At 64.6% G+C, this 22,346-nt stretch carries 14 protein-coding genes; 9 read left to right on the top strand and 5 right to left on the bottom strand.

Translation table 11 applies throughout. The features are described 5' to 3' along the window. Positions 1 to 173 precede the first annotated feature (173 nt). The 5 genes from ACZ9A3_RS09290 to ACZ9A3_RS09270 all read right to left on the bottom strand — a co-directional run bounded on the left by ACZ9A3_RS09290 (position 174) and on the right by ACZ9A3_RS09270 (position 8,600). Positions 174 to 1,601, bottom strand: a complete 1,428-nt coding sequence (locus tag ACZ9A3_RS09290) for a sigma-54-dependent transcriptional regulator (protein ID WP_258717020.1) — start codon at positions 1,599 to 1,601, stop codon at positions 174 to 176. After that, positions 1,576 to 3,063, bottom strand: a complete 1,488-nt coding sequence (locus tag ACZ9A3_RS09285; protein WP_476252434.1) for a sensor histidine kinase — start codon at positions 3,061 to 3,063, stop codon at positions 1,576 to 1,578. The genes ACZ9A3_RS09290 and ACZ9A3_RS09285 overlap by 26 nt, the downstream gene beginning before the upstream one ends. A gap of 112 nt (positions 3,064 to 3,175) precedes the next feature. Then, positions 3,176 to 4,111, bottom strand: a complete 936-nt coding sequence (locus ACZ9A3_RS09280; RefSeq protein WP_093383339.1) for an SCO family protein — start codon at positions 4,109 to 4,111, stop codon at positions 3,176 to 3,178. Positions 4,112 to 4,126: 15 nt separating this feature from the next. Beyond that, complete coding sequence (locus ACZ9A3_RS09275) at positions 4,127 to 6,907, bottom strand: multicopper oxidase domain-containing protein (RefSeq protein ID WP_401290346.1); 2,781 nt, start codon at positions 6,905 to 6,907, stop codon at positions 4,127 to 4,129. A 235-nt stretch (positions 6,908 to 7,142) separates the two neighbouring features. Next, positions 7,143 to 8,600: a sensor histidine kinase gene (locus tag ACZ9A3_RS09270; RefSeq protein WP_476252433.1), complete on the bottom strand. Its 1,458-nt coding sequence runs from the start codon at positions 8,598 to 8,600 to the stop codon at positions 7,143 to 7,145. Between the two features lie 249 nt (positions 8,601 to 8,849). Here ACZ9A3_RS09270 and ACZ9A3_RS09265 point away from each other — a divergent pair, with 249 nt between their 5' ends. The 9 genes from ACZ9A3_RS09265 (at position 8,850) to ACZ9A3_RS09225 (ending at position 22,341) form a co-directional block, all read left to right on the top strand. Continuing rightward, complete coding sequence (locus ACZ9A3_RS09265; RefSeq protein WP_476252432.1) at positions 8,850 to 10,196, top strand: hypothetical protein; 1,347 nt, start codon at positions 8,850 to 8,852, stop codon at positions 10,194 to 10,196. Positions 10,197 to 10,231: 35 nt separating this feature from the next. After that, positions 10,232 to 12,460, top strand: a complete 2,229-nt coding sequence (locus ACZ9A3_RS09260; protein ID WP_476252431.1) for an Ig-like domain-containing protein — start codon at positions 10,232 to 10,234, stop codon at positions 12,458 to 12,460. Positions 12,461 to 12,476: 16 nt separating this feature from the next. Continuing rightward, entirely contained in the window at positions 12,477 to 12,947 is a 471-nt protein-coding gene (locus ACZ9A3_RS09255) for a curlin (RefSeq protein ID WP_045198721.1), read from the top strand. Between the two features lie 16 nt (positions 12,948 to 12,963). Continuing rightward, complete coding sequence (locus ACZ9A3_RS09250) at positions 12,964 to 14,409, top strand: curlin (protein ID WP_476252430.1); 1,446 nt, start codon at positions 12,964 to 12,966, stop codon at positions 14,407 to 14,409. Between the two features lie 149 nt (positions 14,410 to 14,558). Next, a complete protein-coding gene (locus tag ACZ9A3_RS09245) occupies positions 14,559 to 15,071 on the top strand; it encodes a sigma-70 family RNA polymerase sigma factor (RefSeq protein ID WP_249744355.1) in 513 nt (170 codons plus the stop codon). Beyond that, complete coding sequence (locus ACZ9A3_RS09240; protein ID WP_476252429.1) at positions 15,068 to 16,012, top strand: FecR domain-containing protein; 945 nt, start codon at positions 15,068 to 15,070, stop codon at positions 16,010 to 16,012. Before ACZ9A3_RS09245 ends, ACZ9A3_RS09240 begins: the two co-directional genes overlap by 4 nt. Before the next feature lie 115 nt (positions 16,013 to 16,127). Then, a complete protein-coding gene (locus ACZ9A3_RS09235) occupies positions 16,128 to 19,052 on the top strand; it encodes a TonB-dependent receptor (RefSeq protein WP_476252428.1) in 2,925 nt (974 codons plus the stop codon). A 183-nt stretch (positions 19,053 to 19,235) separates the two neighbouring features. Next, positions 19,236 to 21,482 carry a FepA family TonB-dependent siderophore receptor gene (locus ACZ9A3_RS09230; RefSeq protein WP_093383373.1) on the top strand — a complete coding sequence of 749 codons (2,247 nt, stop codon included), beginning with the start codon at positions 19,236 to 19,238 and terminating at the stop codon, positions 21,480 to 21,482. A gap of 244 nt (positions 21,483 to 21,726) precedes the next feature. Continuing rightward, entirely contained in the window at positions 21,727 to 22,341 is a 615-nt protein-coding gene (locus tag ACZ9A3_RS09225) for a response regulator (RefSeq protein WP_476252427.1), read from the top strand. Positions 22,342 to 22,346: the final 5 nt, after the last annotated feature.

Raw genomic sequence — 22,346 nt, 5'->3', positions numbered from 1 at the left:
GACTTTACGAGTTGTAAATGAGCATTCCGAGCCTGTTTTCAACGCAGCATGATCGTCGCGCAGGCACTTTTCGTACAAAGCCTAGGGCTGACCTCCAATGTGGATCTGATTACGACCGCTGCGCGCTCGATCGCGGGTCCAGCCCGCTCCCACAGGTTTGGCATTATGTACGCCTACCACTGGCGCTTGTCCGGCCGGGTCAGGCCGAGCTTTTCGATCCGGTAGCGCAACATGTCCCGGCTCAGGCCCAGCAGCCGCGCCGATTTGGTGACGTTCCAGTCGGTGCGGTCGAGCATCTTGCGCACCATGTCGCGCTCCACTTCCGGCAAGCTCGCCGAGGCCATGGCCTCAGCATTGCCGAACGCTTCATGCACGGCAGGCGCCGGCATTTCCAGCGGCTCGTCGACCAGGCTCATGCACACGTTGAGCTGGTGCGGGGCGATCAGCTCCTGGGGCGCCAGCAACACCGTCTGTTCAAGCATGTTGCGCAACTCGCGCACGTTGCCCGGCCAGCTGTAGTTGAGCATCAACTCCTCGGCCTCGTCGCAAAAGCGCAGGTTGGGCTTGCCATAGCGTTTGCCGTGCAGGGCAAGAAAATGCCGGGCCAGCAGCAGGATGTCTTCACCCCGGGCATACAGCCTGGGCACCTTGATCGAGATAATACGCAGGCGGAAGAACAGGTCACGGCGAAACTTGCCCTGCTGGACCATCTGCTCCAGGTTGCAGTTGGTGGCGCTGATAATGCGCAAGTCGACCTTGCGCTCTTTCACCGCGCCAATCCGGCGAATGGTGCGGTCTTCCAGTAGCTTGAGCAGCTTGGCCTGCAGCAGCAGGTCCATTTCGCCAATCTCGTCGAGGAACAAGGTGCCGCCGTCGGCCGCCTCGACCAGGCCCACCCGGCGATCCTTGGCATCGGTAAACGCGCCCTTCTCATGGCCGAACAGTTCAGCCTCCAGCAGGTTGGCCGGGATCGATGCGCAGTTGAACTCGATAAACGGCCCCTTGCTGCGCACTCCGTCAAAATGCAGGGCGCGGGCTACCAGCTCCTTGCCGGTACCGGTCTCGCCTTCTACCAGCACCGGCGGCAGGTCGCCGCTGGCCATGCGCTGCTCGGCATCGAGCAGCTGGCGGATGGTGTGCTTGAGGCCGAGCATGGCTGGTGATTCGCCTATCAGCGCCTGGCCACCTGATTTTTGCGCCTCGCGTTCCTGGTAGAACGACAGGGTGCGCTCCATGCGCTCGGTAGCCAGGGCCTTCTCCAGCATCAGTTTGAGCTCGGCCAGCACCACCGGTTTGGTCAGGTAGTGGAAGGCGCCCTCCTTCATCGCCAGCACGGCGTCTTCGACGTTGCCGTAGCCGGTCATCATGATCACCTTGAGCTCCGGCGCGCGCTGGGCCAGGGCCTTGAGCAGCTCGTGGCCGTTCATGCCCGGCAGCGAGTTGTCGGTCAGCACCGCATCGGGCTGGCAGCGTGGCAGCTGCTCCAGGGCCTCTTCGGCGCTGTGGCAAACCGTGACCTCGAAGCCTTTGCGCTCAAGGTAGGTCTGGATGTTCTCGGCGAGGATTTGATCGTCCTCAACCACCAGGATGCTCTGCTCCATGGTCCCCTCCCGCTGCAATATTGAAGATCAGGCACACGCGGGTTCCTTCCTCTTCGCGGCTGGCCAGGCTCACCGAGCCACCAAAACGTTCCATGATCCGCTTGACCAGTACCAGGCCGACCCCGAGGCCGCCCTGTTTGGTCGTAAAAAACGGCTTGAAGACCATCCGCTCCTGCTGCTGGGTCATGCCCTTGCCGGTGTCGCTCAAGGTCAGTTGCAGCTGTTTGCCGTCTTCCAGCGCCTGCACCACCACGCTCAGGCGCCCGCCCGTGGGCATGGCTTCGAGGGCATTGGCGAACAGGCTGTTGAGAATCTGCGTCAGCAGCACCGGCTGGCTGATCACCCAGGCCGCCTCGGGCGTGTCGATCTGCACCTGGACCTTATGCCGCTCCAGTTGCTGGGCAAAGGCATGGCGGGTGTCGTCGATCGCTGCCACCAGCTCGACCGCTTCGGCATCGTCGTTGACCGGGCGCAGCGACACCAGCAAGTCGCGCACCCAGCGCGACATGCGGTCGACCTGGCTGATGATGTCGCCAATGTTCTTCTGCGCCGGGGCACTGGCGATGTCCTGGGCAAGTTCGGCGCTGGAGCGGATATTGGCCAGCGGGTTGCGCAGGCTGTGGGCCACCGCCGAGGACATTTCGCCAAGGGCGACGAAGGTTTCGCTGGCCACCAGCTGGGTTTGCTGGGTCTGCAGCATGCTCGCGGCGCGGCGCACGATCCAGAACAGGCCGAAGTAGATCAGCGCCCCGCCGACCAGGGTCGAGGCCCAGATCAGCACGTAGCCGCGCTGGATGCGCCGCACCAGGTCCTGGGGTTCCTTGTACACCTCGACCATCGACAGCACCTTTTGCCCGTCGCTGTCGAACATCGGGATGTAGTTCTCGATGAACAGGTACTGCGGCGCGCGCTGGAACTTTTGTTCATCGCGGTCTTCATTGGCCTTGTGGTAGCTGGCCGAGACCGGCACTTTCGAGGCGAACGATTCATCCAGGTCGTCGTCACCGACGATTCTCTCCCCGATCAGCTGCGGGTTGGTCGACCAGACGATGGTCCGGTCCAGGGCATAGACGTTGGCCAGCAAGGTGTCGGGCAGGTGTTCGACATGGTCGAGAAACTCCACCCGGGTGGACTCGGCCAGGGTCGGGCTGACCCCCGGGTGGTGCTGGTCCAGGCGCGGGTCGAGCAGCTCGCCCATGGTGGTGCCCGGCGGAATGCGCGAATGGCGCACTTCGGCCTGGGCCATGGCCTGGATGAACTGGGCGGTGAGCATGGCATCGCGCTCGACGCTGTCGGTGACCACGAAGCGGGTCGAGACATAGCCCAGCCCGCCCGCCACCGAAGCGATGATCAACAGGCTGACCAACGAGAACCAGCGCAACAGGTTGAACTGGCGCAAGGGTCGGTCGGCTGCCTGGCTGTCGAGGCCCTCATCGGCCAGTTTTCCGTTGAGCATCTGCATCGGGTCTGGTCCTGCCGTGGATGCTTCTTTTCTTAGAACTTATAGCCCAGCGTGCACACAGGCGTGGCACATCAAAACTAATGGCCACGGCGCCAGTGATAGTATTTTGCCTTTATGGCTGTTGGCGTTCGGCCTCCTGCTCGAGAAACGCCAGCAAGGCCTGGGCATCGGCCTCGTTCAGGCGCAGGTTGGGCATGGCCACGCCGTTGTATTGCCGGTACAGCGCCATGACCTGCGGGTCTTGCTCGGCGAGCATGCGATCCGGCTCGCGGATCCAGCGGCTCAGCCAGCGCTGCTCGCGGCGCCGGGTAACGCCGAGCAAGTCCGGGCCGACCGCGCGCAGGCCGGTAGCCTGGCCATCTTCCGGGCCGAGGCTGTGACAAGCGGCGCAACGGGTGCGAAACAGCTCTTCGCCGCTGCTCGGCGGGCGAATCTGCGGGGCATCGGCGTAGCTCTGCTCGCTACTGGGTTGCTTCCAGTTCTGCAGGCTGTTGGCCAGTTGGTCGGCGAGAATCCACGGGTTTTCGAAGGGTGAGGCCTTCATCCAGCGCCCGGTGGCCTGGTTGCCGACGATCAGGCTGAGGTTGTGGTCGCGACTGCGGCCGTTGTCGACGCCTTCGATAAACAGGCCCAGGCTGCGGCGCAAGGCATCGATCTGGCCTTTGTCGCCGGTTAGAAAGCGCCAGCCGGGCGCCACCTTGAACTTTGCCGCATAGGCCTTGAGCACCTCGGGGGTATCGCTGAGCGGGTCGATGCTGATCGAGTAGAAGAACACCTCGCGCCCGACCCGCTCGCCCAGCAGTTGCTGGACCTGGCGCAGGCGCGCGGTCTCCAGCGGGCAGGAATCGCCACAACCGGTGAAGATGAAGTTGATCACCACCACCTTGTCCTTGATCAGGTCGTCGAAAAAGCGCAGGTGCTCACCGTTGTGGTCGATCAGCTCGGTATTGGGGAAGTACTGCGCCCCCCAGGGCGTGGCCTCCTCGGCCAGCCCCGGCAGGCTGCTGCACAGCCAGCAGAGCAACAGGCAACGTGCGATAACGCCCATGGCAACCTCCCCCGGCTACTTGCCGACCTTGACCTGCGGGCCCTTGCCATCGCCGTTGCGCCAGGTCGGCAGCGCCGCCGAGTTGACGTACTTGACCCCGTCCCAGCTAGGCAAGGGCGTGGGCATCAACTGCAACTGGCCGGGGTGCTCGATGTCCCAGCGCAGCAGCATCGAGTTGTCCTCGTGCTGGGTGTTGTGGCAGTGCTCCATGTAGGTGCCGGCGAATTCGCGAAAGTTGATCGCCACCTCGACGTTGTCCAGGCCGTCGGCTTCGCTGCCGATCCGGTAGACGTCCTTGCGCGCCCACTTTTCCCATTCCGGCGGCGCCTTGCCGCCGCGGCTGAGGATGATGCCCTCCTCGAAGTGCACGTGCACCGGGTGGCTCCAGCCGTTGCCACCGTTCTGGATCTTCCAGATTTCCAGGGTGCCGAAGCCGCTGGCGCCGGCGTCGGTGGGGCCAGTGGCCAGCTGAGGCGCGGCGTTGAGCCGGCGCGGGTCCATGTGATAGCCAAAGCCGCCGTCGGTCTTGACCGTCCACGGCGCCTGGTCGGTGCCATCGGAGCGGCCGAAGATGAAGGTGCGATGGCGGGCCTGGGCCAGGCGGGCGATGTCTGCCGGGTTGTCGCGGTGCAACTTGAGCGGGATCATCACCTTGCCCTCGGCCTTGCCGGGTTTGGCCGGCTCGTAGGCGGCCGGGTCCATGGCCAGGTCCTGGCCGCTGTAGGGCTTGACGTTGAACTGCAGGATCTTGTTGACGGTGGGGTCGCCTTTATCCCATTGCGGGCCCTTGCTGGTCTGCTTGATCACCGCCTGGTACTTCTCCGACAGCACGTCGGCCAGGGCGATGGCCTCTTTGGGGCCCTTGCCGGTGTCGTGGGCCTGGAGGTTGAGCAAGAACAGCTTGTCGCCGGGCTTGATCCCGTTCTTGGCGAAGTTGACGACAATGTCGAAGCGCTCGGCGATGCCCTGGGTCGGCAGGATGGCGTTGTGGTCCTGTTTGTCGCCGTTGGCGTCCAGGTCCATGCTGCCGTCGAACGGCACCGCGTGTTCCATGATGTTGCCGTCGTTGGCGATCATGTGGAATGGCACCCGCGCATAAGAAAGCCCCGAACCCTTGGGCCCGGCGAACTCGCCGCCGCTGCCCTTGATTTCACGCACCAGCGCCAGTTTCAGGTAGCGCGACACCGAACCGTTGAGGATGCGCAGGCGGTAGCTGCGGGCGCGCACGTCGAGGTATGGCTTGTATTGCCAGTTGACCAGGATCTGGTCGCCGAGAAAGCCGTCGGTGTTGAACGGGTTGAACCACAGCTGGCCGTTCTGGCCCCAGGCCTTGTCGGCGATCAGCAGGTTGAGGTCATAGTCGCGATTGCCCCATGACAGCGCCGAGCCGCTGGGCAGGCGCAGATTGACGCCATCGTCGAAGGCCTCGTTGCCGCGGTCCAGGGCACTGTAGTAGTTCATCATCGCAGCGTTGCCCTTGTAGACGTTCTGCGCGGTGAAATCGAGCATGTGGTCATGAAACCAGTGGGTGCTCATGGTTTCGCGCCAGTCGCCGCGAATGCGGATACTGCCGTTCTCGCAGGTTTTCAGCCCCGGGTTGGCGTCGTTGACCCACAGGGTTTCGCCCGGGGTGCAGGGGAACGCCGCGCGCGGGTCTTCGGCGCGGGTGTTGATGCTGTCGTAGCCGGCCAGCTGGATCGGCCAGCGGTAGTCGTAGTACTGGCCCGGGAAGAAGAACGCGTTGGCGTAGCCGTCGCTTTCGGCCGGGGCGTGGCCGTTGTGTTCATGGGTGCTGATGGTGTGCAGGCCAAAGCCGTGGTTGGCGGCGGGGTCGATCGGCAAGGCGTTGTAATGGCGCATCAGCAGCGGCTGGCCGTATCGCACCATCAACAGCTTGGCCGGCAAGGTGCCGTCGAAGGTCCATAGCGACTTGTGATCCTGCAGCGGCATGTTGGGGTGGAAGCGGGTATCGACGCCCTTGGTGGTGCCCAGGGTGTTGGCCTGGCCGGCGGTGTTGTAGTAAAGGCCGCCGGGGCCGAACTCGCCGACGCTGTAGTGGTGCATCTGCATGGCGTCACGCAGGCCGCTGTTGATCCGCGCCCCGGCTTGCGCGGTTTTGTAGGCGGCCTGGGGGTAGAACTCGTTCCAGCGCTGGTGCGACCAGCCCTTTCCTGGTGGCCGGCCTTCGGCGGCAGAGCCGATGTGGCGGTTGAGGAACAGCTCGATCTGCTGCTGCCAGGGGTTGCGGTCGACAACGTTGGCAAACTGGCCGGGGAACGGGGTCAGGCCCGGCTGCTTGAGAAAGGCATCGAGCAACGGCCCGGACGGCGCACTGCGCGCGACGTTGAGCGGGTCTTGCTGCGGCGCCGGGCCGGTGCTGGGCGCCGGGAACACCAGCAGCCCGGCGGGGGTGGTCGGGTCGAGGCGGGTCGGGCCGAATTCTTCGAACAGCAGCAGTTGCTGGCTGAACGGCTGGGCGCCGAACATCGGGCTGGGGGCGCCATTGGTGGGGTAGTTGAAGCTGGTTTGCAGCGCTGGCGGGCGCTCGTTCTCCTGGCGCGGGGTGGTGCGGTCGCCCTCGCCCTCGGGCAGGTCGAAGGCGCCGAGGTTGGCCTCGGGCAGCGACAGCAGGTTGTTCAACGCTGCGGCGCTGTCGGCGGGTGGATCGCTAAAGGCCGAGGGGTCGCCAGGCTCTGGCGGCTCGACATCATCCAGGCGGCTGGCGTTGGCATCAGCCATTAAGGCAATGGCCAGGGCGATGCTCAGGACAAGAGGGGTGGGGGTTGGGGTTTTCATCATCTTCACCCAGATTCAGGGACTGGTAATGTCGTTTTGCAATTACCTGGCCATATCTGTATCAGGATGTGTATTCGTTAATTATCAATAGGTTATGCCTACTACCTAATATTATTTACGAAGAGTGATGTTGGAAAACCACCCCCAGTTCTGGGTCTTTACCCTGCGGGAGCTAAAAAACAGTAATGTGTTTAAATTCATATAGTTATTAGTATTTATTAAAGTGCTTTATCCGTTACTTCCCCACCGCCCTGAACGTCAGCAACACACACGTACCCTGCCCCTCCTCGCTACTGAGCTTCACCGTTCCGCCAAAGCGCTCCATGATCCGCCGCACCAGCACCAGGCCAACCCCCAGTCCGCCTTGCTTGGTGCTGAAGAACGGCTTGAAGGCCATGCGTTGCTGCTCCTCGGTCATGCCCTTGCCGCTGTCGCACAACTGCAGGGTCAGGCCCTGGCGCGTGTGCCGGCGCCGCTCGACACGCAGTTCACCGCCTTCGGGCATGGCCTCCAGGGCGTTGGCGATCAGGCTGTTGAAGATCTGCCCGAGCAGTACCGGCTGGCACAACACCAGGGCCTGGGGCAATTCGCCCATCTGCAGGCGCACGCCCTGGCGCAGCAGTTGCGGGGCAAAGCCTTGCAGGCTGTCCTGCAGCACCCGCAGCAGGTCTACCGGCTCCGGGGTATCGTTCAAGGGCCGCAGCGACTGCAACAGCTCGCGCACCCAGTGGGACATGCGGTCGACCTGGCTGATGATGTCGCCGATGTTCTTCTGCGCCGGCCCCTCTTCGATCTCCTGGGCCAGTTCGGCGCTGGAGCGAATGCTCGCCAGGGGGTTGCGCAGGCTGTGGGCTACCGCCGACGACATCTCGCCCAGGGCCACATAGGTTTCGTTGTTGATCAGGCGTTTTTGCTGCACCGCCAACTGCCGGGCGGCGCGGCGCATGATGCCGTACAGACCGATGTACACAAGCCCGGCGCCGATCGCCGTGGCCAGCCAGATCAGCAACAGGCCGCGTTCGATACGCAAAATCAGGTCGCGGGGCTCCTTGTAGATCTCGACCATGGCGGTGACGTTGCCGCCCTCGGCATCGAACAGCGGGATGTAGTTCTCGATGAACAACTGCTCGGGCGGGGTAATGAACTTCTGCTCGCTGCGCGCCTGGTCGACGTCGTGGTAGCTGGCCGAGACGCGCATCTTCTGGTCGAAGGCATGGTCAAGGTCGTCATCGGCGTCGATCATCTTGCCCACCAGCGCCGGGTTGCTCGACCAGATGACCATGCGGTCCGGGGCGTAGATATTGGCCAGCAACACGTCGGGCAGGTGGGCGATATGGTCGAGGAACTCGCCCCGGGCGCTGCGCCGGACCTCGGGGTCGACATCCGGGAAGGCCTGGTCCAGGCGCGGGTCGAGCAACTCGCCCATGGTCCGCACGTTGGGGATCGACACGTGGCGCACTTCGGCCAGGGCGATGGCCTGGATGAACTGGGCGGTGAGCAAGGCGTCGCGCTCGACGCTTTCGTTGATCACGAAGCGGCTGGAGATCAAGCCCAGGCCCACGGCCACTGAAAGGATGATCGCCAGGCTGACGAAGGCGTACCAGCGCAGCAGGTTGAACGGCTTGCGCGCGGCGGCCGGGGCCGGGCTTGCGAGCTGCAGGGACGACGAATCGAGGCGTGGCTGGCTGCTCATCACTGACTCCCGAATGAACGCTCCTTAGGTTATAGCCCAGCCCGCGCAATTCCCCCGCCCGCTTGCCCCACTTGCCCCCAACCCTGGGGCCAGCGCCCCGAGTCGAGTGGCTCTGCCGACACCCTGTAACCGCACGCCAGGCCTTGTGCAGCAAGGCCTGCAGGGTCTTGAGAATAAATTGGTACGGATGTTGCCGATGCCTGTGCAGACGACCCAAGTCCATGGGCCCGATTGCAAGAGGGAAGACTCATGCACCGTCCAACGCCCCACCCACTGGCTCTGCTGATCCTGGCGAGCATTATCCAGGCACCGGCCCAGGCCGCCCTGTTCGAAGTAGACCCCGGCCCTTACCTGCCCGCTACCGGCGGCTTTGCTGCCTGGTACCAGGACACCCATGGCCGGGTGCTCGATCTGTGCCTGTCCAAGGCGGTCAGTTCGCGGGTGCCCGGCGCACCCGGGGCGCCGTCGTACATGTGCGTGCTCAACCCCGCCCCCGGGGTGTTCGACGACACCCGGCCGATCAGCTTCCCGAGCAACTACCCCGACGAAACCTTCTGGTTCACCGCCGATGCCGCCATCACCGACGCCGCCAGCGGCATCGACCTGACCTACGGCACCGCCATCGAGGCCGCCTTCGCTGCCGAAGACGTGGTCGACGGTGATCAGGTCAGCTTTGCCCGGGTGCGTATCCGCGTCGACGTGCCCACGCCAGGCACCTACATCGTCACCCACCCCTACGGCGTCGAAGTGTTCGATGTACCGGCGGCCGGGCGGCGGGCAATCAACATGACCCGCGACATCGGCATCGGCGCGCCGAAAACCTACAGCGGCGCGCTCAAGGGCGATGTCGGCCCGTTCCTGCGCGGTGCCGGTGGCCCCTACAGCGAAACCAACCCGGCCACTGGCGCCAGCGAACGCTTCATCGGCGACCCGAACCTGCAGGAAGCGGTGACCGGCAGCCCGTTCAACACCAACTTCGTGCGCATCGAGGGCCCCAACGGCCTGGATTTGCGTACCGAACTGTTCTCGGTCTCGGGCAAGCTCTCCACCGTCGCCCGCCCGACCCCGGTGATCGCCCAGCGCAGCACCTATTCGCGGCACAGCGAGAACGGCGACCTGCGTGCCCAGCAGGACCTGTTCGTACAAGCCCCGCCGCCACCGGCGACCGCCACCCTGGTCAGCCAGACCCCCAACCTCAACCTCAGCGAGGCCAACACCACCGGTGCCTGGTACGCCCAGTCGGTGCTCAACCCGTCGCTGCCGCTGAACCTGCAGGTGACCGCCGACAACAGCCTGGCGATCCCCACCAGTACCCCGACCACCCTGACCCTGGCGCTGACCGACCTGGTGGTGATCGAGCGCGCCGAGTACAGCCTGGCCTCCGGGCAACTGACCCTGGTTGCCAGCACCAGCGACGAAACCAGCCCGCCAGTGCTCAGCGCCCGCACCGGCAACGGCGCCACGATCGGCACCCTGAGCGGCAATGGCGCGGTCAAGACCCTCACCACCGGCCTGTCGCCGATTCCGCCCGCCAAGGTCACGGTGACCAGCACCAACGGCGGTAGCGACAGCGAAGAAGTGGTGCTCGTGCCATGAACACTCTTACGCCACGTCCCGTAGCAGGAGGCAGCATGAACAACTGGCCACGCCTGGCGCTCTGCGCAGCCGGGCTTTCCCTCTCGCTGGCCGGCACTGCCTGGGCCGGCCTCAAGGCGGTCGATCCCGGCCCCTACACCCTGGCCACCGGGCGTTACCCGATGTGGTACCAGGACCACGGCAACCTGTCGCTGGAGCTGTGCCAGTCGCGGGCGGCAAGCTCGCGGGTAGCGGTTTCGGTGCCGCCGGCCTACATGTGTACCTTGCTGCCGGAGCCCGGGGTGTACGACGACGCCCTGCCGCTGGTGTTCCCCGACAACTGGCCGCCGGAGATGTTCTGGTTTCTGGCCGAGACCGAAATCCCTGAAGTGGGCAACAGCGGTTACGAGCTGGAAGTCTATGTCGCCGGTATCGAGGCGGCGTTTGCCGCCGAAAACCCGGTGGACGGCGACCAGCAAAGCTTCGCCCGTATCCGTATCCGCGCCTCGGTGCCGCGCACCGGCACTTACGTGATCACCCACCCGTACGGGGTCGAGACGGTCAACGTCACCACCGCCGGGCGCCGCGCCATCAACATTACCCGCGACATCGGCATCGGCGCCCCGGGCAACTTCAGCGGCGTGCTCAACGGCGCGATCGGGCCGTTCCTGCGCGGCGTCGGCGGCCCCTACACCGAGATCAATCCGGACACCGGCGCCAGCGAAACCTACGTCGGCGACCCGAACATCACCGAAGCGGTCACCGGCAGCCCCAACAACACCAACTTCGTGCGCATCCAGGGCCCGGCCGGGACCATCCAGACCAACCTGTTCACGGTCTCCGGCAAGGTCCTCGACCCACGCAAGCAAACCCCTGCCGAACTGCAGCGGGCCAGCTACCGGCGCACCTCGGACGGCACCCGCGTCGAGGTGTTCGCCAAGGCGCCGAACAACGCCACGCTGTGCATGCGCGAGACCCTTGCGCTGGTGCCGGGCACCCCGCCCTCGCCCTGCCAGTTCAACCTGCTGGCCGACAACAATGGCCTGTTCTTCGCCCAGCACCTGAGCAGCGCCGCACCGCCGCCAGTCATCGTCGTCACCGCCAGCGACCCGACCGGCGCCACCCGCCCCACCGCGCTGTCGAGCAAGCTCAGCGACGTAGTCAAGGTCACCACCGCCCGCTATGACTGGGCCAACAAGCGCCTGCGCATCGAGGCCAGCTCCAGTGATGAAGTGCAGGTGCCCGACCTGGTCGCCCAGGGTTACGGGCGGTTGTCGAAGTCCGGCACCCTGCAGACCCTGACGGTCAACGAGCTGAGCCAGCCGCCTGCGATCGTGACGGTGAAATCCGCCGCCGGCGGCAGCGACAGCGAGCCGGTGGTGGTAATCGGCAATGCCCCGGTCGACGCCGCCAACCAGCCGCCAGTGGCCCAGGCCGACGTCGGCAGCACCCGCGTTGGCGTGCCGCTGAGCCTGAACTTGCTGCCCAACGACAGCGACCCTGACGAAAACGTGCCGCTGAGCATCAGCGACCTCACCCAGCCGGCCACCGGCCAGGGCACGGTGGTGCTCAACGGCACCACGGCCGTCACCTACACCCCACCGGCAGTGGTCAATGCGCCGCTGGTGGCCACCTTCACTTACCGTGCCCAGGACAGCAAAGGGCTGAAATCGGCCGTTACCAACGTCACCGTCAACGTCGCCGCCAACCAGCCGCCGCTGGCTGTCAACGACACCGCCAGCACCCTCGGCGTGGCCTTGCCGATCAACGTGCTGGGCAACGACAGCGATCCGGATGGCAACGTACCGCTGACGGTCGCCAGCGTTACCCAGCCGGCGCTGGGCCGCGGCACGGTCAGCACCGACGGCAACCAGGTCACCTACACCCCGCCGGCAGTGATCCTGGCCGCGTTCAGCACCACCTTCACCTACATCGCCCGCGACAGCGCAGGTGCCCTGTCGGCACCGGCCACGGTCACGGTGCAGGTGTCGCCACGGCCACCGGCAGAGAACTTCACCGTCACCGCCGCAACGGTCACGGCGCGGGCTGGCGGTCGCTTTACCTGGGACATCTCCGGCACCACCTCGGCGATCCTGCTCAACGCCGTCACCGTGCAGGTCAGCACCCCGACCGGCCTGGTCAGCCTGGGCACCACCCCGGTACCGCTGACCGGACGCTGGCGGCTGAGCGTCACCAACAGCGTCGCGCCGAGCACACCGGCACCGACGGCAACCGTCACCACCAGCCTGGGCACCGTGCGCACTGTGCCGGTCACCGTGCAGTAACCACAGGAGAACGACCATGGCGCGCCTGACCACCTTGCTGCTGTGCCTGAGCCTGAGCGCTCAGGGCGCCCTGGCCGACGACCTGATGGACAACGCTGACCTGGCCATGGGCAGCGACCTGGGCGAGCTGTCGATGCAGCCACTGGCGCCTTCAAGCGGCCAGCAGGCGCTGGTCGAGCAGAACGGCCAGAGCAACCGCGCAGCGATTGGCCAGGACGGCCAGGCGCTGCTCGGGCGCATCGTCCAGCAAGGTGGCGCGCAGGAGGCGTACATCCTGCAACAAGGCAACGACCTGATGGCCTCGATCAGCCAGCAGGGCTACGGCAACAGCGCCTCGATCAGCCAGAGCGGCAGCAACAACCGCGCGCAGATCGAGCAATACGGCAACAGCAACAGCGCCAGCATCGAGCAGGCCGGCAGCGGGCTTTCCAGCTCGGTGATCCAGGCCGGCAACGGTCAGCGCGTGCAGGTCAACCAATACCGTTAAACCTGGAGGCACCACCATGTTCAAGCTCGCTCCTTTAAGCGCCGCCATTGTCCTGGCCCTTGCCGGCCAGGCCATGGCTGACGACAGCCAGTCGACCCAGAGCCAGTTCGGCACCGAGAACATCGCCGAGGTCAAGCAGACCGCCGCGCCGCTCAGTACCACCACCCAGAACCAGCTGGGCCTGGGCAACAACCACGCCGCCAAGCAGGACGGCGGCAACAGCCAGATCCAGCAAAGCGGCGCCGGCGACTACAACGCCGGCTACGCCGAGCAGTTGTACGAGTTCGGCAGCCAGATCAACCAGCAAAACGCCGGGGCCCTGAACAACACCCACGCCAGCCAGTCGCTGGGGGTCGAGAACAGCGCCCAGCAGACCCAGCAAGGCACCGGCAACTTCTCGTTCATCTACCAGGACACCCAGGCCGGCAGCCAGGGCACCACCTTGCAATTCGGCGATAACAACCGCGCCTTTGTCGAGCAGCAGTACGGAGGCGGCGGCAACAACGCCCTGAGCATCCAGGCCGGTAGCGGCAACTACAGCGCCGCCGAGCACCTGAACTACAACAATGGCCAGATCGGCATCTACCAGGCCGGCGATGACAACTGGGCCTATGGCGATCAGCGCGAAGGCCAGGATGGCAGCGTCACCATCAGCCAGACCGGCAGCGCCAACTCCAGCGAAGTCTGGCAAGACACCCAACTGGGCAGCCAGGCCACGGTGACCCAGTACGGGCAAACCAACGAAAGCGTGCTCGACCAGAGCTTCGGCGAGGGCAACGTGGCCAGCATCACCCAGGCCGGCAGCCTCAACGCCAGCTATGCCGACCAGTTCGGATCGCAGCAGTCGACCACCACGGTGTTCCAGAACGGCCAGGGCAACGTCCACTACACCTACCAGAATGGCGACAACCACGTGCTCACGGTGAGCTCCACCGGCACCGGCAACAAGATCCTCGCCAGCAACTGGAAGGGCGACAAGTCCGGCGGCCAGTTCGGCAGCGCCCAGCGCGCCGAGGTCAACCAGAACGGCAGCGGCAACAGTGCCAACTTCACCCAGGACGGCAGCACCCAGCTCGCCCGCCTGAACCAGAACGGCAGCGGCAACAGCGCCGAACTTGCCCAGGTCGACAACAACAACGAGCTGTATTTTGAACAGAACGGCAGCGACAACCTGCTGATCGCCGACCAGCGCGGCACCGCCAACTACGCCACCGGCGTCAGCAGCGGCGCCGGCAACAGCGTCAAGGTCGAGCAATCGGGCAGCGGCAACCAGAGCTACACCTGGCAGCTGTACGGCGACAACAACCAGGCCAACATCAAGCAGACCGACGGCGTCAACGTCGCCTACGTGACCCAGGGCGGCTCGGCCAACCAGGCGATGGTCGACCAGAGCGGCGCAAACATGGCCGCGACCATCCAGCAGTTTGGTGCGGGTAACCAGGCGACGGTGTTGCAGCAGTAATTAATTCGGGGCCGCTTCGCGCCCCATCGCCGGCAATCTGATTCTCCCCCCCTTGACCGTGACTCGCCGACAGGCTGGTCACGGTTCTTTTTTTGCCCTTATAATGCGAACAATTCGCAACTGCATCTTTCATGTTTCAGGATCTCCGGGTGTCCCCTACCTCCCCCGCTCCCCAGCAACAGCTCCATGGCCTCTATCGCGATCACCACGGCTGGCTGCAGGCCTGGCTGCGCAAGCGCCTGGGCGACCGTGAGCGTGCTGCCGACATCGCCCACGACACCTTCCTGCGCCTGCTGGTGAGCGGCCGTTTGCCCGGCCACGACGAGGGCCGCAGCTACCTGGTGCAACTGGCGCGCAACCTGGTCATCGACCAGTGGCGCCGGCAACGCATCGAGCAGGCGTACCTGGCCAGCATCGCCCACCTGGACGAACCGCAAACGCCGTCGCTGGAGACCCGCGCGATGATCCTGCAGACCCTGCAACAGATCGACCAGATGCTCGACAGCATGCCGGCCAAGGTGCGCAGCGCCTTTTTGCTGTCGCGCTTCGAAGGCCTGGGCTATGCCGAGATCGCCGAGCGCCTGGGGGTCACCGTAAGCTCGGTGCAAAAGTACATGATCCGCGCCATCCAGGCCTGCTACCAGGTGCTCTACAGCGAATGAGCGCGGTAAACGATGCACCGATCGACGCGGCGATTGTCGAGCAGGCCAGCCACTGGCTGATGCTGCACTGGGACGGCCCGCTGGATGCCGGGCAACGCCTGGCGTTTGCCGATTGGCAAGCGGCCGATGCCGAGCACCGGCGCGCCTGGCAACGCCTGCAAACCCTGCAGCAGACCCTCGCCGCCGTGCCTGCGCAAACTGCCCGCAGCGTGCTCGAAGAGCGCCAGAGCCGGCGTTCGCTGCTGCGCCAACTGTGCGTCGTGCTACTGCTGGGCGGCAGCGCTTACCTGGGGCAGCGCCATCTGCCGTGGCGCGAGGCGATGGCCGACCAGCGCAGCGCCCCCGGCGAAGTGCGCCGCCTGCAACTGGCCGATGGCAGCCAGCTGCTGCTCAACAGCCGCAGCAGCGTCAACATCCAGTTCAGCGCACAAGAGCGGCGCATCCACCTGCTCGAAGGCGAGCTGCTGCTGACCAGCGGCAAAGACCCAAGGCCGCTCAAGGTCCAGACCCTGGCCGGTGAAGTACAGGCCCTCGGTACCCGCTTTGCCGTGCGCGAGCTGCGGGGTGGCAGCCGCGTCGAGCTGTTCGAAGGCGCCTTGATGATTCGACCCGGAGCGGGCACCGAGCAGTTGCTCACGGCCGGCCACGGCCTGTGGTTCAACCGCCAGGGCTGCGGACCACAGCATCCGGCCGACAGCAACAGCATTGCCTGGGAGCACGGCCGGCTGATTGCCGAGCGCCTGCCGCTGGGGCGTTTTCTCGAGGAACTGGGCCGCCATCGGCGCGGGGTCATCCGCTGCGAGCCGGCCATCGCCGAACTGCCAATCACCGGCGTATTTGCCCTCGCCGACAGCGAGCGCACCCTCACCGCCCTGCAAGACAGCCTGCCGATCCGCGTGCACTACCTGAGCCGCTACTGGGTGACCGTTACCGCGCGTTGACCGCCCGTGCTTGCACTTTCGCAAAAATAACTGCGCAAGCCGTTGTCGGTTTGCGCCGCTCGTTCGGGTTAGTCATCAAAGCTAACCAATACGCATTCTCAAAGGAGTCTTCGGGATGCCGAACCTGCCGCCCCCCTGCCCGTCCCCCCTGAGCTTGGCAATCCGCAGCGGATTGCTCGCCGGCCTGCTCGGCAGCGCCTGCTGCAGCCTGGCCATGCCCGCCCAGGCCGAAGCTGCCCGCCAGGAACAACGCTTGTACCAGATTCCCGCTGGCACCCTCGACCAGGCCCTGACCCAGTTCGCCGCCAGTGCCGGCCTGCTGCTGTCGGTGGATGCGCGCCTGACCGCCGGCAAGCCGTCGCTGGGCCTGCAGGGCCATTACGCGCCGGCCCAGGCCTTGAGCAAACTGCTGGCCGGTAGCGGCCTGAGCGCCTACTTCAGTGACGACGGCCGGGTGCTGATCGAAAAGGCCGCGCACGCCAGTGATGCCCTGGAGCTCGGCGCCACCCGGGTCAAGGGCCAGGCCGAGGACGACGGGCTCAAGGACTACGGCGTGCCACGCTCGGTGGAAACCCGCAATCTGGAGCAACTGGAGCGTTTTCGCGGTCGCTCCAATGCCGACCTGCTCGCCGGCATCGCTGGCGTGCAGACCTCCGACGGGCGCAACGGCGGCGGTATCGAAGTCAACATCCGCGGCATCCAGGGCCAGGGCCGGGTGCCGGTCAAGGTCGATGGCAGCCAGCAGTCGCTGGATGTTTACCGCGGCTACGCCGGCACTGCACAGCGCGCCTACATCGACCCGGACCTGATCAGCAGCGTCACCGTCAACAAGGGCCCGAGCCTGGACGCCGGTGCTTCCGGCGCCATCGGCGGCTCGGTCGAGATGCAGACACTGACCGTCGATGACATCCTCAAACCCGGCGAGACCACCGGCTGGCGCCTGCGCGGCTCGCTGGCGGACAACAGCAGCGCCGACGTCCCCAGCGACTATCGGGTGCGCCCACGCACCGAGCGCAATGACCTGCTGCACGCGCACGACTGGTCGCGCAGCCTGGCCTTCGCCCACAAGGACGAAGCCTTCGATGTGGTCGCCGCCTACGCCGAGCGACGTAACAACAACTACTTTGCCGGCAAGCACGGTTATTCGCGCTACGACACCTCGGTAATCAGTGGCGGCGCCCTGGTCGATGCCAACACCGTGGCACGCAACTACTGGCCCGGCGAAGAGGTGCTCAACTCCAGCACCCACAACAAATCCTTCATGCTCAAGGGCACCCTGTACCGCGACAACGGCCTGGAGCTGGGCCTGGGCTACCGCTACATGGATTCGAGCTTTGGCGAAATCATGCCCTCGCAGATTGGCCGCTCAGGCCCGTCGATGACCCAGCCACTGGGCGACTTCAAAAAAGACATCGACCGCTACGACGAAGCCTTCTGGATGAGCGCCGCCCCCGAGTATTACCAGCAATGCTCGGCCATCGCGGCCCCGGTGCCGGACGGCGACAATATGTGGGACAGCACCGGCTGCTTTGTGCGCGAGACCCTCGACCCGGTCTACGACTACAGCGGCGCCAACCAGATGATCCAGTTCAAGCCCGGCAACATGAAGCTGCACACCCTCACCAGCGAGTTCAAATGGCGCCCCGAGGACGACAGCCTGGCCCGCTACATCGACCTCAACGGTCATGCCTGGGCAACCTTCGGGCGCAGCATCATGTACAACAACGTCGGCTTTACAGCGCCGCAACGCGGCCAGGGCTATCAGGACGAGCAAAGCGAGCACTACCGCCAATCGCTCAAGTCCGACCTGAGCAACCTCAAGGTCGGCACTGACATCAGCAACACCAGCCGCCTGCTGACCGGCAGCGGCGACTACGCCCTGACCTATGGCGCCTCGTACCAGTACGAAAGCATCGACCCTAGCCGCAAGCCGTGGCAGGACGACCTGGAAAACAACCGCATCGAACGCAATGGCTATCGCCACGAATACAGCCTCAGCACCGCCCTGGAATACAAACCGGTCCCGCAGCTGACGTTCACCGCTGGCGGGCGCTACAGCGGTTACCGCATCTATGACCGCAACCGCCAGGCGCTGTATGCCGCGCCGGCCGGGGCCGGCCCCGACGAGCCGTGGTGGAACGCCGAATTTGCCGGCTTCGCCGACAATGCCGAACTGTCTGGCCACGGCTTCGCCCCGGCCTACAGCGTCAGCTATGCCTTTACCCCCAATGTCATGGCGTATGCCCTGTACAACCAGGGCATGCGCATGCCGTCGCTGTTCGAGACCACCCTGGGCAGCTGGTCGGCAGAACCGAACTACGACTTGCGCCCGGAACGGATGAAAACCTTCGAGGTCGGCGCATCGTTCAAGGGCAGCAACCTGCTGCTGGACAACGACCAGGCCGGGTTCAAGCTGGCCTACTTTCACAACACCATCGATGACATGGTCACCCGCAACTACCGCTACAACCCCAAGGGCCGCCCCGGCTTCAACGGCGAGCTGAAGATCCGCAACGTCGACAGCTTCACCACCCAGGGCATCGAGCTGCAAAGCCACTACGACAGCGCCTGGTGGTTCGCCGACGCCTCGTACGTCTACAACATCAAGGCCGAAACCTGCGACCGCGCCTTTGCCCAGGCCCTGCGCGACGGCGGCAAGAGCGAAACGCCGGACTGCACCACCGGCGGTTTCCAGGGTTCCTACACCAACACCCAGAACCCGCCGCGCTACAGCGTCAACCTGGTGCTGGGGGCCAAGGCCTTCGAGCAGAAACTGGCCAGTGGCATACGCATGCGCTACACCAGCGGGCCGATGTACGTGCTGGACAAAAGCTGGCACGTAGGCACCACCACACCGCAGCAGCACTACCTGGAAGCGCGCATCTATGATTTTTTCGCCGACTACCAGGTCAGCGATGAACTCAAGGTCAGTTTCAATGTTTACAACTTTACCGACCAGTACTACCTCGACCCCATGTCGCAAAGCATGATGCCAGCACCCGGCCGCACCTCAAGCCTGGCAGCATCCCTACAGTTCTAAAGGCCTTTTGCCATTAATCTGTCGGAATCGCCGTAGCAGGGTTTTACCGCCCTGCTTCGTTAATATTTTATTTTTCTCCTTAAGGGTTTACACGCGAATGGTAATTCTTATCATTCTTGACTTCCCGAACGGCCCGGCCCTTCCGTCCAGGCCGTTCACCCTTTGTTTCAGGAGAGATCTGACATGGTGTCGCGCTTCAACCTCAGCCGCTTGAGCATTGCCTTGCTGGCCACCCTGGGTTCCACGGCACTGGCCGCAGCGCCCCTGGAGCTGCAACCGGATGAAGTCCAGGTGCAGCCCACCGACCTGCCAGTGGACGGCAGCCGGCAGGCGATCGAGCTGGAGAACACCCGGGTGCTGGGCACCGCCGAAGAGGAGCTCAAGCAAGCGCCAGGCGTGTCGATCATCACCGCTGAAGACATCAAGAAGCGTCCGCCGGTCAACGATCTTTCCGACATCATCCGCCGCGAACCGGGGGTCAACCTCACCGGCAACAGCAGCAGCGGCGCGCGTGGCAACAACCGCCAGATCGACCTGCGCGGCATGGGCCCGGAAAACACCCTGATCCTCATCGATGGCAAGCCGTCGACCTCGCGCAACGCCGTGCGCTACGGCTGGAGCGGCGACCGCGACACCCGCGGCGAAACCAACTGGGTGCCGGCCGAAGAAGTCGAACGCATCGAGATCCTCCGCGGCCCGGCCGCCGCACGCTACGGCTCGGGTGCCATGGGTGGTGTGGTCAACATCATCACCAAGCGCCCGACCCAGGACCTGCGCGGCTCGATGACCCTCTACACCATGCTCCCCGAGGACGACTCCGAAGGCACCGGCAAGCGGGTCAACTTCAGCCTCAGCGGGCCGCTCACCGACAGCCTGATCTTTCGCGTTTACGGCAACCTGAACAAGACCGACGCCGACGACATGAAGATCAACTCGGCGCACCAGGCCTATGAAGAATCGCTGATGGCCGGCCGCGAAGGTGTGCGCAACAAGGACATCAACGGCCTGCTGAGCTGGAAGATCGACCCGGCCAACACCGTCGACCTGGAGTCCAGCTACAGCCGCCAGGGCAACATCTTTGCCGGCGACACCATGCTCAACGCCGGCGGCGAGTTCGTCGAGAGCCAGGTGGGCAAGGAAACCAACGTCATGCAGCGCTCAAGCTTTGCCCTGACCCACCGTGGCGACTACGACTGGGGCACCTCGACCGCCTCGCTGTCCTACGACCTGACCCGCAACGAGCGTCTCAACGAAGGCCTGGCCGGCTGGGGCGAAGGCGCGCCATCGGGCGGTGCCGGGCGCTTCGAGTCGCGCCTGCGCAACACCCGCGCCACCGGCGAGGTCAACCTGCCGCTGAGCATGGGCCTGGAGCAGGTGCTGACCCTGGGCGGCGAGTACCTCTACGAGTCGCTCAACGACCCGGGTTCGCTGCGCCCGCAAAGCTATGACCCGGGTGCCGAGCTGCCGGGCTTTGACCGCACCCAGACCAAATCCACCGCGCGCAGCTTTGCCCTGTACGCCGAGGACAACATCGAAGTCGGTGAAAACACCATCGTCACCCCCGGCCTGCGCCTGGACCACCACGAAGACTACGGCGACAACTGGAGCCCGAGCCTGAACGCCTCGCACCAGATCACCGAGGCCCTGAGCATCAAGGGCGGCATCGCCCGCGCCTACAAGACCCCCAACCTGTACCAGGCCAACCCCAACTACCTGCTGTACAGCCGCGGTACGGGCTGCAACTCCGGTGAAGTCAACAACGGCGGCTGCTACCTGCTGGGCAACGCCAACCTCGACCCGGAAACCAGCGTCAACAAGGAACTGGGCCTGGCCTACGACAAAGGCACCTGGCGCACCAGCGCCACCTACTTCCGTAACGACTACAAGAACAAGATCGAAGCCGGCAACCAGACCTTGTTCCGCCTGCCCAACGGCCGGCGCATCCTGCGCTGGGAAAACACCGGCAAGGCCGTGGTGCAAGGGGTTGAGGGCAACCTGTTCGTCGAGCTGACTCCGGCGCTGGACTGGAACACCAACTTCACCTACATGATCGAGTCCAAGGATAAGAAAACCGGCGAGCCGCTGAGCATCATCCCCGAGTACACGGTCAACTCGACCCTGGACTGGAATGTCACCGACAAGCTGTCGTTCCAGCTCAACGGCACCTACTACGGCAAGCAGGAAGCGCCAACCTACAACGCCCGGGCCAATGAAACCCTGGACAAGAAGGTGCAGAAGGACGTCGACCCCTACGGCATTGTCGGCATCAGCAGCGGTTACGAGTTCACCAAGAACCTGAGCATGCGCGTGGGCGTCAACAACCTGTTCGACAAGCGCCTATACCGCGAGGGCAACTCCGATGAAGCCGGGGCACTGACCTATAACGAAGCGGGCCGGGCGTACTTCGCCTCGTTTACCACGTCGTTCTGATGGAGTGAGTGGGGGGTGGAAGCTGGCCTCGCAGGTCTCAGGCCGAGTCATTCACCCCGACAAGCCACAACTCAAGTGCGTAGGAATTTTCGACAATTCCTACCACAATTTTCAACGCCTCTATACTTCCCATACTCTTGCAACCTGATTCGACGTATCGTTGGCGACTCGCCGGCTCCGGCCCGATTCGTCTTCCTGAATGATTCAGGAAACGGCCTACCCTCTTCGTCAAGGAGTTGCGCCAATGCCTACGGTACTCATCGTCGATGATCACCCCACGATTCGTCTTGCGGTGCGTATGCTGCTCGAGCGTGACCGCTACGAAATAGTCGGTGAAACCGGTGACGGCGTGGCCGCCGTGCAAATGGCCCGCGAGCTGCGCCCGGACGTGGTAATCCTCGATATCGGCCTGCCCGGGCTCGATGGCCTGAGCGTGATCAAGCGCCTGCACCTGCTGGAAAAAACCCCGAAAATCATGGTCCTCACCGGTCAGCCGGCCGCCTTGTTCGCCCGGCGCTGCCTGGATGCAGGCAGCTCCGCCTTCGTCCACAAAGACGAGGACCTGGAGGCACTGATCTTCGCTTTGAAAGCCATGATCAAGGGTTACTCGACCTTCCCGGACATGTCGGCCAACCGCGGCCCGCTGGGTAGCGAAAAAGATCGTCTGGGCAGCCTGTCGCACCGCGAGATGGAAGTGTTGCGCATGCTTGCGGCCGGGCTGTCGAATAACGACATCGGCAAACGCATGCTGCTGAGTCCGAAGACCATCAGCACCTACAAAAGCCGGATCATGGAGAAACTCAAGGTAGGATCTTTCGTCGAGTTAATGGCTCTGGCCACTCGTAACCAGGTGATCTGAGCCCA

This window comes from Pseudomonas sp. TE4620, from assembly GCF_056279045.1.
Note: the sequence above shows the minus strand (reverse complement) of the source record. Positions and strands in the feature narration are given on the sequence as shown.